The organism is Rhizobium sp. SEMIA 4085, from assembly GCF_013004495.1.
In the GTDB taxonomy this organism is placed as follows: Bacteria; Pseudomonadota; Alphaproteobacteria; order Rhizobiales; family Rhizobiaceae; genus Rhizobium; species Rhizobium gallicum.
The window spans coordinates 1-12351 of the sequence record NZ_JABEPH010000169.1; the positions used below are offsets into that span (position 1 = coordinate 1).

Annotated in this window: 11 protein-coding genes, 1 pseudogene and 1 riboswitch; of the genes and pseudogenes, 5 read left to right on the forward strand and 7 right to left on the reverse strand. The window is 59.3% G+C overall.

Going from position 1 to position 12351, the window contains the following annotated elements; translation table 11 throughout:
* Positions 1-246: 246 nt before the first annotated feature.
* The 5 genes from C9413_RS17535 to C9413_RS17550 all read right to left on the reverse strand — a co-directional run bounded on the left by C9413_RS17535 (position 247) and on the right by C9413_RS17550 (position 6341).
* Positions 247-1011, reverse strand: coding sequence for an ABC transporter ATP-binding protein (locus C9413_RS17535; RefSeq protein ID WP_170250688.1), 765 nt, complete (start codon positions 1009-1011; stop codon positions 247-249).
* Positions 1008-1985: an iron ABC transporter permease gene (locus tag C9413_RS17540; protein WP_246703774.1), complete on the reverse strand. Its 978-nt coding sequence runs from the start codon at positions 1983-1985 to the stop codon at positions 1008-1010. The genes C9413_RS17535 and C9413_RS17540 overlap by 4 nt, the downstream gene beginning before the upstream one ends.
* A 59-nt stretch (positions 1986-2044) precedes the next feature.
* A complete protein-coding gene (locus C9413_RS33445) occupies positions 2045-3085 on the reverse strand; it encodes an ABC transporter substrate-binding protein (RefSeq protein WP_052451728.1) in 1041 nt (346 codons plus the stop codon).
* A gap of 252 nt (positions 3086-3337) precedes the next feature.
* A riboswitch (cobalamin riboswitch) is annotated at positions 3338-3572 on the reverse strand.
* A gap of 39 nt (positions 3573-3611) precedes the next feature.
* Positions 3612-4826, reverse strand: coding sequence for a metallochaperone AztD (locus C9413_RS17545; RefSeq protein ID WP_170250690.1), 1215 nt, complete (start codon positions 4824-4826; stop codon positions 3612-3614).
* 345 nt (positions 4827-5171) lie between these two features.
* A complete protein-coding gene (locus C9413_RS17550; RefSeq protein WP_040116401.1) occupies positions 5172-6341 on the reverse strand; it encodes an ATP-binding protein in 1170 nt (389 codons plus the stop codon).
* A 373-nt stretch (positions 6342-6714) separates the two neighbouring features.
* On the opposite strand from C9413_RS17550, the gene C9413_RS17555 reads away from it, so the two are divergent.
* Entirely contained in the window at positions 6715-7203 is a 489-nt protein-coding gene (locus C9413_RS17555; protein WP_028739344.1) for a metallophosphoesterase family protein, read from the forward strand.
* Between the two features lie 232 nt (positions 7204-7435).
* On the opposite strand, the gene C9413_RS17560 is transcribed toward C9413_RS17555, so the two are convergent.
* A complete protein-coding gene (locus C9413_RS17560; RefSeq protein WP_040114500.1) occupies positions 7436-7933 on the reverse strand; it encodes a ferritin-like domain-containing protein in 498 nt (165 codons plus the stop codon).
* A gap of 229 nt (positions 7934-8162) precedes the next feature.
* Here C9413_RS17560 and C9413_RS17565 point away from each other — a divergent pair, with 229 nt between their 5' ends.
* From C9413_RS17565 to C9413_RS17575, 3 genes are all read left to right on the forward strand, one after another.
* Positions 8163-8393 (forward strand): hypothetical protein, encoded by a 231-nt coding sequence (locus C9413_RS17565; RefSeq protein WP_040114501.1) that lies wholly within the window; start codon positions 8163-8165, stop codon positions 8391-8393.
* Between the two features lie 17 nt (positions 8394-8410).
* Entirely contained in the window at positions 8411-8992 is a 582-nt protein-coding gene (locus tag C9413_RS17570) for an isochorismatase family cysteine hydrolase (RefSeq protein ID WP_170250691.1), read from the forward strand.
* A 138-nt stretch (positions 8993-9130) separates the two neighbouring features.
* The gene (locus C9413_RS17575; protein WP_040114502.1) at positions 9131-9361 is read left to right on the forward strand and encodes a hypothetical protein; all 231 of its coding nucleotides are present in this window, start codon (positions 9131-9133) and stop codon (positions 9359-9361) included.
* Positions 9362-9378: 17 nt separating this feature from the next.
* Here C9413_RS17575 and C9413_RS17580 read toward each other — a convergent pair whose 3' ends face one another.
* Positions 9379-10317, reverse strand: coding sequence for a hydrogen peroxide-inducible genes activator (locus tag C9413_RS17580; RefSeq protein WP_040114503.1), 939 nt, complete (start codon positions 10315-10317; stop codon positions 9379-9381).
* A gap of 230 nt (positions 10318-10547) precedes the next feature.
* On the opposite strand from C9413_RS17580, the pseudogene katG reads away from it, so the two are divergent.
* Positions 10548-12200 (forward strand): annotated as a pseudogene (gene katG, locus C9413_RS17585) (catalase/peroxidase HPI); the annotation flags it as partial.
* Between the last annotated feature and the right edge of the window lie 151 nt (positions 12201-12351).

Below are 12351 nucleotides of genomic sequence, written 5' to 3' on the forward strand. Positions count from 1 at the left end.
ATCGTACCTCCCGGAAACCATCGCAGTGTGGCACCTAACCGGTGCCCGAGGCTCAAGGAAAGCATGGCGCCCCGCGCCGGAGATCAGCCAGATCCGACACAAAACAATCCTTGCGGCCATACTGGCGGGCACAGGGCGGCGCCAGCCTGGGAACCGCACTTCGCTCCTGAGGACGATGCCGAAGACAAGAGCAATGATGCCTTCCCCGCCGCCATCAGCCGATCCTTCCCGTCGATGGTGCCGCCCTTAACGGGTGAGATATTGGATGTAATGCCTGCCGTGAACCGCCGACTTTTCGATGTGAGCCCGAACTCCGAATACATCTAGAACGAGCTCTTCGGTCAGAACCGCTTCGGGCGGCCCGGCAGCAACCACGCGGCCGCCATGCAGGATGGCCAGGCTATCGCAGAACATTGCCGCCAGATTGAGATCATGCAATGCGATGACGCTGGTGATCGGAAGCGTCGTGACGAGGTCAAGCAGCTCCAACTGATGCTGGATGTCGAGATGATTGGTCGGTTCATCAAGCAGCAGTTCGGTGGGCGTTTGCGCAAGGGCGCGGGCGATGTGCGTGCGCTGACGCTCCCCACCTGACAGCGTGCGCCAAAGCTGTAAGGCCTTGGCCGCCATGCCGACCTGTTCGAGAGCCGCATTGACGGCGTCCTCGTCCGTCCTGACCCAGGGCGAGAGCGCGCCTCGATGCGGTGTTCGCCCGAGGCGGACAACATCCTTTACCGAAATGTCCGCATCGGTTGTCGCCTGCTGTTCGACCAGTGCGATACGCTGGGCAATCTCGCGACGCGCCATTGTGCTGATATTGCTCTCGCCCAGTCTGATGACGCCGCTCTTGACCTGTCGCAGCCGGCAGATGAGACGCAGCAGGCTCGACTTGCCAGAGCCATTGGGTCCGAGCAGACCAAGCGTCTTGCCCGGCGCAACATCAAGGCTGACGCCATCGATGATCATTGTGCTGCCGGCGCACCAGGCAACATTGCGCATCGATATGCTCATACCGGCCTCCTTGCCTTGTAGAGGATGAGGGCAAAGACAGGCGCGCCGAAAAGTGCCGTGACCACGCCAATTGGAAGCACCTGCTGCGGGATGATCGTGCGCGAGACGATATCGGCAAGTACCATGAAGATCGCCCCGATCAACGCAGTTGCCGGCAGTAACCGCTCGTGAGCCGGACCCACCAGAAAGCGCGCCGCATGCGGAATGACAAGACCAACGAAGCCGATCGAACCGACGATGCTGACGACGTCAGCGGTCATCACGGCCGTCAGACCAAGAAGGGTAAGACGCACGCGCCGTACCGGTACGCCGAGCGCTGCGGCAGAGTCCGTACCGAAGGCAAAGGCATCCAGCACACGTGCGTGAAGCATGCAGATCACAAAGCCGCCGCCGGCAATGGGGGTAACGAGCAAAACATCCGTCCAGCGCACGCCGCTGAGGCTCCCGAGCAACCAAAACATGATACCCCTTGCCTGCTCGGCATTGGCCGAGGTCGTGACGATATAGGAGGTCAACGCATTGAAGAGCTGCGAACCGGCAACGCCTGCCAGGAGGATCCGGTCGGCGCCGCCGCCTGCGCCTGCGGCCAAAAGCGAGACGAGACCGAAGGCTGCCACCGCGCCGAAAAAAGCGCCGGTAGAAAGCGTCAGCACACCGGACCCGATGCCGAGGATCATGATGGCGACCGCGCCGGTCGAGGCGCCCGCCGAAATGCCAAGCACATAAGGTTCGGCAAGCGGATTGCGAAGCAGGGCCTGCAGCATGGCGCCCGTCATCGCAAGAGCCGCGCCGGAACTTGCAGAGACCAGGGCGCGGCTCAGTCGATAGTCCCAGATGATACCCTCATGGATCGGCTTGATTGCGAAGGAGGTGCCGAACATTCGGTTGGCAATAGCTTCCGCAATCGTCCGCAGCGGTATGACGATTTCGCCGATCGATACGGCGAGGCCTATTGCCAAGGTCAGTCCAGCCATTGAAAGTAGGGACAAGCCGGCAAAGCCGCCCCATCCGTTGCGTTGCCCGGCGTCTTTGCTCACTTCGCCAGCCCAAACTGCCGTATGGCTACTGCAAGCGTCTCGATGCCGTCGACAAGGCGGATCGATGGGCTCATTGCCTGCGAGTCCATGACGACCACCTGCTTCTTTTCCACAGCGCTGATCCTGCTTGCCACAGGATCGCTGTTCAAAAAGGTAAGCTTGATGGCCGGATCGTCGGCAGCGTAGCGGCGACGATCCATCCCGGCGATGACGATGATTGCAGGATTGAGGCCGGCGACCGTTTCCCAGCCGACCAACGGCCATTCCTCGTTCGTGGCAATCACGTTCTTTGCCCCAAGGGCTCGCATGATATAGGCGGGCGCGCCGTTGCGGCCGGCCATGAAGGCTTCCCCGTCGACTTCCTTGCTGGAGAACCAGAATACGACCGGGATATCCTTTACCCTTGTCTCGGCAACGGATGCGATCGCCTTATCCTCACGCTCCTTCAGCCTTGCGACCAATGCCTCGCCGCGGTCCTGAACGTTAAAGATCGCGGCAAGTTCGGCGATCTCCTGATAGATGACCTCGGTCTTCAGCATTTCCTTGCGCACACCATCACCACCCGTCGTATTGTCCTTGGCGGCGCAATCGGCCGGAGCGACATAGGTGTTGATGCCAAGCTTCGAAAACTGATCGTAGGTTCCAACCGAGCCACTCGGGCCGACATGCCACTCGAACTCGGCAGCAACCAGGTCGGGGCCGGTTCCGACCACCGCCTCGAAGCTCGGATCATTGTCGGCGAGCCGCTTGATCTTGCTGTTTTCCGCATCGAATTGTTTGAGCACTGGGCTGAACCAGACCGCCGTGCCCGTGATGCGATCCGCAAGGCCGAGCGACAGCAGGATTTCCGTCATCGCCTGGCCGATCGAAACCACCTTGCCCGGCGCCCTATCGAAGGTGATGGATCGGCCGCAATTGGCAATTGTCAGGGGGTAGGTGGTCGATGCGGCAAAAGCAGGTGCAGAAATCGCAAAGGTTGCCAATACCGCGAAGGCAAGGCGCAGAATGAACGGCCGACGTTTTGGATCGGATGACATGGAAACACTCACAGGGAGTTGAGGATGCGTCGGCGCGGCGGCCTGATCGCTCCGATTTTGATGGAAAACGCTTAGGGTGGTCACCGGCCATACGGGCGGGCGCGCCGCCCGGCACGACTGGCTTTTTACCTGCAGCGGCTATGGTTTATTGAAAAGGGCGATCCGTTCCGCCTCACGCGGAAGGGGTCTGCGCCGATTAGGGGCGTCAAAAGAAATCATCTCGTCTCCTGTTCCGGGCAACCCCGCCCGTTCAATTGATCTCTCTTTGACGGCAGGTCTCCTGGCTCGCGGATATGCACCGGACCATCTGCCTTCCCAGGAGAACGAGCTCACAGTGGCATGGCGCGTGGCGCCACGAGGATGATCGGCAATCCGCTTACAGTTGCGGGGGCAGCCACGGTCTTGGTCCCTTTTGGGTCTTCCGCACCGTGTTCCCTATTAATCCTCTCGGAGTCTACGTCGGGGAACCGTCGCGCCCAGTTATGCCGAGCGCAACAGTCACGTCAAGCCGTAGATACAAGGGCGATCAATGGACAGCGCCTGATCCCCCGACGGCGACGATGCCGAAAGGCAGTCCCTGAACCGGGATGGTCCGAACCTCTTTCATGGTCTCAATATCGATCATCCGCACAACGCTATGGCGAGGATCGGTTATGGCGATCTGATCGCCTGCAACTGCGAGCCGGGGGCGCGGATCGCGCCAGTGACCATCCTTGCTGTAAGGCTCGGTGACCCTTGCCGACGTCGTGATTTGACCGCTTAGAACGTCGACAAGATGCAATTGCCCGTCTTCGGTCAGTACATAGGCATTCTTGACCCGCGTAGGATCGAGCGCGAAATCGATCCGGCGGGTCGGCAGATCGACCAAGCGATACGGTTCGGTGCCGTCTGGGTCGATCAGGGCAATCTTGTCCTCGCCGTAGTTGCCCAGGAAAAATTGCATCACCTTACTGCCGAGCAAGGTCGTCACTTTTCCCTTCGGCAGCCTGTCGCCATATTCCAGCATTTTAAGTTGCACGGTCTGCTCCTTGCCAGGACGCGCAATCAGGACGCCTTCCTCGCAACCGAAGGCACCGAGCTTTGCCGAGAAGGCTTCTCCGTGCAGCGCCGTGCAGGGTGTGACATCGCCGACCTGTCTTCCGTTTGTGTTTAGAACACGTAGGCCCAGACGTGGCGGCAGCTCATCCGGTTTGGTTTCCGTTTTGGTATCGGGAACCGAGACCAGCATATTCTGCCCCATGGGCACGGCGACACCATGGTGCGGTGCCGTCGCATCTATGAGCTTTTCGGATGCTGCGCCTTCCAGAAGATCTTCTTCGGAAACGAGCTTGGCTTTGCCTTCCCGATCGTAAAACAACACCACGTCGTCGCCGTGCACGACGGCGTGGACCGGCCGCTGCCCGTCGAGAGTGGCTTGCAGCAGCAAAGGTGCGGATGTTTCCAGATCGCGATGCTCGCCATGGTCGGAAAGCGTCACGCCGGTTTTGATCACCTGGACGGTATTGGCTTCTGATTGGACGGCAAAAACTGTTTGGCCGGAATGACTGGCGGCCAGCGCCGCATAACCCTTCAGCTCAAACTCACCGATCTGCTCACCGGTCTTGACATCGAATGAACGAGCGATGGGTGCCGTGTGGTCGGCGATGAACAGGCGCCATGTCTGCTTTTCCTCTTCAGCGGAGGCCGGGTTCACCGAGAGGCTTGCTGCAAAGGCCCCGGCGATCGTCAATCTAGGTAACATCGGAAATCCCTTCTTGATATGTAATAACATTACCATCTCTAGCGAAGTTTCAGAAACATGTCCAGGCCGTCGGGACCGAAGGCGATGCAGCGCTTGAATGCCGCTTCGAATCACATTCGCCGAGCTCCCGCGCCTTGCTGAACGTCGTGCCGGGCAGCAGGCTGGGCTTCCGCATCCGGGTGCCGATGAGAGGCTCGTATGACCGCCGAAGCGCGGCACCCGACGCCTTTTGACTGTTTCATACCTGCCCCGCTGAACGAGCAAGCAAAAACAACGTGTTGATACGATTGACAAGTTCGCCAGACGTGTCGACGAACTGAAATAGCGACAGTATCCGCGCGAATATTATTCCCGACCGCCTGCGAGTTGTTCGCCAAGCTGGCGCAAAGGGAGCACCTCGATATCATTGCCAAGAGGATACGCTTCGCTGCCTGGGTACACCACGATGCGGCGATCCGGCTCCAGATCGAGGCAGGCGTGGTGGAAGCCCCGCTCTACCTTTGGCGTGAGACTTCTCTTGATCTCGATCGCCCAGCGGCGGTCACGGGGCAACGTGACAACGAGATCGATCTCGGCGCCGGCCGAGGTGCGATAGAAATTGGCTTGGGCACCCTCTGGCATAACTGCATGAAGGGTCTCGATCACGAAGCCTTCCCAACTCGCTCCGGCCACGGGGTGGCCCAGGACATCATCAAGCGTGGTCAAACCAAGCAGACTGTGGAGCAGGCCGGAATCGCGAACATAGACGCGCGGCGATTTCACCAGGCGCTTGCCGGCATTGCTGTGCCAGGGCTCGAGCCGACGCACCAGAAGCAGATCGACCATGAGGTCGAGATAGGAAGCGACTGTCTTGCCGTCGACACCGAGTGCGCGGGCGAACTCCGCCGCATTGAGTAGGCCTGATTGGTGATGGGCGAGCATCGTCCAGAAGCGGCGTAGCGTTTCGGCTGGGATCCTCGGCCCCAGAAGAGGGATGTCGCGCTCGAGATAGGTCCGGATGAAATCGATGCGCCAGCGTTGGCTGACGGTGTCGTTCGCCGCCAGAAGGCTGTCGGGAAACCCTCCTCTAACCCAAAGCTTGTTGAGTTCGCCGGCTTCGACCTCGAGGCCGTCGATCGGTGCGAGTTCCAGATAGGCGATCCGACCGGCTAGGCTCTCGCCAGACTGTTTCAGGAGATCCATGGAGGCCGAGCCAAGCAACAGGAAACGGCCACTGCGCAGTCCCTTCCGTCGCCCTCGGTCGATCAGGCCGCGAAGGTTCTGGAACAGATCCGGGAGGCGATGGACCTCGTCGAGGACAACAAGTTTGTCCTCGTGTCCGGCAAGATAAAGTTCCGGCTCGGCGAGTTTGGCACGATCCGAGTCGGATTCGAGATCGAGATAGATAGACGGCCGTTGCTCGCCGATCTCCAATGCGAGGGTCGTTTTGCCTACCTGTCGGGGCCCGAGCAAGGCGACCGCTGGATTGTTATTGAGGAGCTCGACGAGCTCTGCTGTTTTCCATCTTGCTATCATCATTCGCGCAATTATGGAGATACGATCCACAATTGCAAGGTTAACCAGGGGGAGGTGCCGTGCCAGTCCGGAAGAAATGGATAACTGATCGTTTTGAACGTGTCTTATGAACCCACTGAAAGGTCATGAACTCCAACCTCGGCGACTGGATTCTGCTGTTTTTTTCCGGGAAACTGGCGCCTTGCCTTACGTGCCGATACTGCCAGTCGCTGGATGGCAGTCGGGCCTCGATCCGGCACGACTGGTCGTTATTGACGCGACTTGGATCAAGACGAACATGCCCCACTTTATGGTTGGGGCCCGAAAGCAAACGTCTGCGCGGCTTTTTGCTGGGCACTTTGACTCTGGCCGCCACCGCTCCATTGTTCCATTCATGATCTACTTTACGAGTGACACCCATTTCGCCGACCCGCGTGTGCTGCGGATCGATCGCAGGCCATTCCCCGATATGGCAGAGCACGACGTTGCGCTGATCAGGAACTGGAATGCCATCGTCGGAAAAGACGACGACATCTGGCATCTCGGCGACTTCATGTCGGCGAAAGGGGGCGACTGCGATCAGCTTCTTTCGATTCTGAACGGCCGCAAGCACTTGATTATTGGCAACTGTGATCCCGAGACGACAACGAAGGCTGAGAACTGGACCAGCGTTCAGCATTATGCCGAGCTCGTTACAGACGAGCATCTTCTCGTGCTATGTCATTTTCCGTTCCGGACTTGGCACAAGATGGGCAAGAACTCGATCAACCTTCATGGGCATTCGCATGGTCGGCTGAAGCCGATGCCCCGGCAATATGATGTTGGCGTTGATGCGCGGGCTCTCAGACCGGTCACACTTGCGCAGCTGCTGTCTTTGCCGTGACAACTTGCGATCATGATCGTGGCTTCGATGCGATTGACAATGCCGAAAGGCGCTGCGTTCCCCATTCCTGTTGCGCCGCGTGACACCGATTGCGTTTGGACAGAACAAATGGTCGTAGCGAATAAATGCCCCGCGCGGGCCTCGTCGAATGAAAGAGCGCCTCCAGCGCCGACGCGGGGCATGCTGGAAGGCCGCGCGAATGGCGGCCCTCCAAGCCATCCGGGTTAACGACTCATGCAGCCTTCGTTGCTTTCACATTTGCCGAAGTTTGCGCAAGCTGGGTGAGCTTCTTGTCGGTGGCTTCCTCTTCGGCGAGGCTTGCCTGAAGGAGAGGGATCGCCTCCTTCAGACCCAGCTGCTTTGCCCAGGCGATCAGCGTGCCGTAGCGGGCGATTTCGTAATGTTCGACGGCTTGGGCGGCAGAGATCAGTCCCGCGTCGAGTGCGGCGGAGCCTTTGAACTCTTCAATGATCTCTTCGCTTTCGGCGATGATGCCCTGAATCGCCTCGCAGGTCTTGCCACGAGCGGGCTTGCCGATGATCTCGAACACCTGCACGAGCCGCTCGACCTGACTTTCGGTCTCGTCACGGTGTTTCAGGAAACCTGCTTTGCCTTCCTCCGATTGCGCCGCGCGCGCCATTTTCGGCAAGGCTTTGAGGATTTGCTTCTCGGCGAAGTAAATGTCCTTCAGCGTGTCGACGAACAGGTCGTTTAGCGTCTTTGCAGCCATTCTGCTCTCCTATGGTAGTGGTAAGTGACCAACCGGAACGCGACGCAGCGCGGGATGTTCCGATAGCTGATTACAAGCCCATTGCTCACCGACATATGCGCAACGCAAAACCTCTGCGAGACGTCCCGACAGCCCCGCCGTCTTCGGAATGATTGACCAAGGGCATCACGTTTCACGCGGAACCACCGCTCACGCAAAGTGTTTCACTGACAACCCAAGGAGAGTTCAGATGAAATACTTTTACCGGGTCGTCGGCGCGAAAGGGGAACTGGTAGAGACGAGCCGCGAGTTTGACGGGGTGCGGGCTGCAAAGGCCGAAGCCCGCCACGCTCTTACCGAGACTGCCGCCGGCGGGCTACCCGAAACCCCCGTCCACATGTTGTCTGTCGAGCTATTCGACGAAAACCGCCTGCCAATCACTGAGCTGCGATTAATTCTAGAGGAAATTAGCAAGGAGTGACGCCGCTGAGCGAGCATTTGCATAGTCTTGGCGAATGGCGTCACTTGTGCGTGGACATGCAGTGCCTGTTCTTCGAGGCGACGCCATGGCACGTCGAATGGATGAAGCGCGTCTTGCCACTGGTTGAGGAGGTCGCGGGCCGTCATGCCGAGCGGACGGTCTTTACTCGATTTATTCCACCGGAAAACGCATCCGACATGCCAGGCACCTGGCAACACTATTACGAGAAATGGTGGATGATGACGCGCAAGCAGCTGCCGTCGGGTCTCATAGAACTTGTCCCTTCGCTTGCCCGCCTTGTGCCGCCTGCTCGGGTCTTCGACAAGGCCACTTACTCACCTTGGATCTGTGGCCGGCTCCATGCGACGCTTGCCGAACAGGGCGTGTCGACCCTTGTCATCAGTGGCGGCGAGACGGATGTCTGCGTATTGGCCGCGGTCCTGGGCGCAATCGATCTCGGTTACCGGGTCATTTTATTGACGGACGCTGTCTGTAGCGGTGCAGATGAATCGCATGAGGCGTCATTGGAACTCCTGGGCGAGCGATTTTCAGTGCAGCTTGAGCTGACAGAAACCGATCGATTTCTGCAGTGCATCTAGTCGACGGTAGGGAGGGGGAGACTTGGCTTTTTCGCCTTGTCGGTCGTTCTGGCGCCGTCAAATTTCTGCCCGCCATTGGCTCGTTTCGCGAAGTTGTGCGTTTACCATCGTAGAAACAGAGCCCGCCAGGAGAGATTTATGACCAAGACCTTCGACCTGTCCAACTTGTCCGATGATGAACTGTCCTCCCTCATCAACGAGGCAACAACCCTGCGAGACACCAGACGGGCTAGCCGTGAAGATGAGCGTCGAGTAGCTTCGGATGGTTCGACGGGGCAGGATGTAACGGACCCGGATCATGGCGTTATTCCCACGCCCACGCCGCGGGAAGTTAAGGATGAAGGTCAGGCGCATGGCCTACCTAAATAATGGTCGCCGCGAGCCAGTTATTGCTCGGCACCCACGTCCACGATGCTGGATTTGTATTGCTTGCGCATCGCATCGGCTGACTGACGGACGATTTCAGAAACCTTCAAGAACTGCTGGGCTAAAGGACTCGTCTTGCGCCAGATCATGCCGATCGTTCGTGAGGGTTGAACGCTCTGAAAGTGAGCGACAGAGACTGACGCCGAGCGCGTCTCTACTCCCACGGCCATTTCGGGGATCAAAGTAACGCCAATGCCGGCGCTGACCATTTGAACCAGCGTCGACAAAGAGCTGCCGTCCAGCAGCTCTCGCGGCAGCGCCGAACGAATGTTGCAGAATGACAAAGCCTGATCGCGAAAACAGTGCCCCTCTTCCAGTAGAAGCAGCCTCATTTCACGCAGGGCCTCGCGGTTGGGTACAGGCTTACCTTCATCCTCGCTTGGTCGAACCAGCACGAAATTCTCCGAAAACAATGGAACCTCGGTCAACGAAGGTTCGGATACCGGCAACGCGACAATTGCGGTGTCGAGCCTGCCTTCCGCCAGCTCGTGAACCAGCCTGGAGGTCAGCGTCTCGCGCACGTGGATCTCAAGCCCGTCATTTATGCGGGTGAGGTTGCCGATGATCGCAGGCAACAGGTATGGCGCGACCGTCGGGATCACGCCTATCCGCAGCCGCCCCACCAACCGGTCCTGCGAAGCGCGTGCTAGGTCTGCCAGTTCATCGACAGAACGCAGGATGTCGCGCACGCGAAGCGCAAAGGCTTCCCCGAAGCTGGTCAGCCGGACTTGACGCGCGCCTCTTTCGAAGAGCTCTGTCCCCAGCGTTTCTTCCAGTTCCTTGATCTGCATGGACAAGGCGGGCTGGGATATCGCACAAACATCTGCCGCACGTCCGAAATGGCCCTGTCGGGCCAGCGCCTCAAAATAGCGAAGCTGCTTGAGCGTCAAATTTGTCATAACTTCACCTTATCGCTGTGATCAGAAAATCCAACTTAAATTAATGAAGCAGCTTGGATATAGTGCTAAAGCAGAGAGGAGAGGCGGCCGCTGTCCCACCCGGTTGGTGATCGACGGCGGTCTACAGCGCGTCGTGCCCATATCCGCAACGCCTAACGTCGTAAGCTCTTTTCCTGCATGGCCGTCTTCCGCTGGGTCACCCAGTACAAGTAATCGCAAGGGATAAAAACATGGATTCAAAAGTCGAGACCGCGGGCAAGTGTCCGGTTGTTCATACACATACGGCTCATGGCGGGCGGTCGAACCGGGACTGGTGGCCGAACCAGTTGAATCTCAAAATCCTTCATCAGAATTCCTCGCTGTCCGACCCTATGGGCAAAGGATTCAACTATGCCGAGGAGTTCAAGAAGCTCGATCTGGAAGCCCTGAAAAAGGATCTCTTCGCGCTGATGACTGATTCGCAGGACTGGTGGCCGGCGGACTTCGGTCACTACGGCCCCCTTTTCATACGCATGGCATGGCACAGCGCCGGCACCTACCGTACCGGCGACGGGCGCGGCGGTGCCGGAGCTGGTCAGCAGCGATTTGCACCGCTCAACAGCTGGCCGGACAATGTCAACCTCGACAAGGCGCGCCGGCTGCTATGGCCGATCAAGCAGAAATACGGCAACAAGATTTCCTGGGCCGACCTCATGATCCTCACCGGCAACGTTGCGCTGGAGTCGATGGGCTTCAAAACGTTCGGCTTTGCCGGCGGTCGCGCGGATGTCTGGGAGCCCGAAGAGGACGTCTACTGGGGTGCCGAGGACACCTGGCTTGCCGACAAGCGCTACTCTGGCGAACGAGACCTCGAAAACCCTCTCGCCGCCGTGCAAATGGGCCTCATCTACGTCAATCCGGAAGGCCCGAACGGCAATCCCGATCCGCTTGCCGCCGCCAGGGACATTCGTGAGACCTTCGCGCGCATGGCCATGAATGATGAGGAGACCGTTGCGCTCATTGCAGGAGGACATACCTTCGGCAAGACGCATGGCGCAGGCGACGCCTCACATGTCGGTGTAGAGCCCGAGGGGGCTGGCATCGAGGAGCAGGGCCTCGGCTGGGCAAGCAGCTTCGGAACGGGCAAGGGCGGTGACACCATCGGCAGCGGCCTGGAAGTCATCTGGACCACGACACCGACGAAGTGGAGCAACAACTTCTTCTGGAATCTGTTCGGTTACGAATGGGAACTGACGAAGAGCCCGGCCGGTGCGCATCAGTGGACGCCGAAGCACGGTGCGGGTGCTGCTACCGTACCGGACGCGCACGACAAGTCCAAGCGTCACGCGCCGTCCATGCTGACCACGGACCTTGCCTTGCGCTTCGATCCTGCCTACGAAAAGATTTCGAGGCGCTTCTTCGAAAATCCGGATCAGTTCGCCGATGCATTTGCCCGTGCGTGGTTCAAGCTGACCCACCGCGACATGGGTCCGCGGGCACGCTACCTCGGCCCGGAGGTTCCCGCAGAAGAACTGATCTGGCAGGATCCGCTTCCCGCCGTTGATCACCTCCTGATCGATACGCAGGATATCGCCGATCTCAAGGACAAGATCCTCGCATCGGGACTGCCCATCTCCCAGCTGGTCTCGACCGCCTGGGCTTCGGCGTCGACCTTCCGCGGCTCCGACAAGCGCGGCGGCGCGAATGGCGCGCGGATCCGTCTTGCGCCTCAAAAGGACTGGGAGGTCAATCAGCCGGCCCAGCTGGCAACCGTGCTCGAGACACTTGAAGGCATCCAGAAGGCGTTCAACGATGCCCAGCCTGGCGGCAAGAAGGTGTCGCTTGCAGATCTCATCGTGCTCGGTGGCGCAGCGGCAGTCGAGAAGGCGGCGGCGAATGGCGGATAACACACTGGGGTTCCGGTTGCACCCGGTCGGACCGGCGGGAGGGACGAGGAGACAGGGGGGGGCGCCTGGGCACGTGGCGAAACGGAAGGCGAGGGGGTTCGACGCTCAGAGGAGGGCGGAAGTTGCCTGCTCGCCGATGGGGCGCAGG

Coding starts and splice junctions, on each gene's coding strand:
- C9413_RS33445 (WP_052451728.1), bottom strand. CDS start 3,085: ATGTCATCCGATCCAAAACGTCGGCCGTTCATTCTGCGCCTTGCCTTC.
- C9413_RS17555 (WP_028739344.1), top strand. CDS start 6,715: ATGATCTACTTTACGAGTGACACCCATTTCGCCGACCCGCGTGTGCTG.
- C9413_RS17540 (WP_246703774.1), bottom strand. CDS start 1,985: ATGGCTGGACTGACCTTGGCAATAGGCCTCGCCGTATCGATCGGCGAA.
- C9413_RS17575 (WP_040114502.1), top strand. CDS start 9,131: ATGACCAAGACCTTCGACCTGTCCAACTTGTCCGATGATGAACTGTCC.
- C9413_RS17580 (WP_040114503.1), bottom strand. CDS start 10,317: ATGACAAATTTGACGCTCAAGCAGCTTCGCTATTTTGAGGCGCTGGCC.
- C9413_RS17545 (WP_170250690.1), bottom strand. CDS start 4,826: ATGTTACCTAGATTGACGATCGCCGGGGCCTTTGCAGCAAGCCTCTCG.
- C9413_RS17550 (WP_040116401.1), bottom strand. CDS start 6,341: ATGATAGCAAGATGGAAAACAGCAGAGCTCGTCGAGCTCCTCAATAAC.
- C9413_RS17560 (WP_040114500.1), bottom strand. CDS start 7,933: ATGGCTGCAAAGACGCTAAACGACCTGTTCGTCGACACGCTGAAGGAC.
- C9413_RS17535 (WP_170250688.1), bottom strand. CDS start 1,011: ATGAGCATATCGATGCGCAATGTTGCCTGGTGCGCCGGCAGCACAATG.
- C9413_RS17565 (WP_040114501.1), top strand. CDS start 8,163: ATGAAATACTTTTACCGGGTCGTCGGCGCGAAAGGGGAACTGGTAGAG.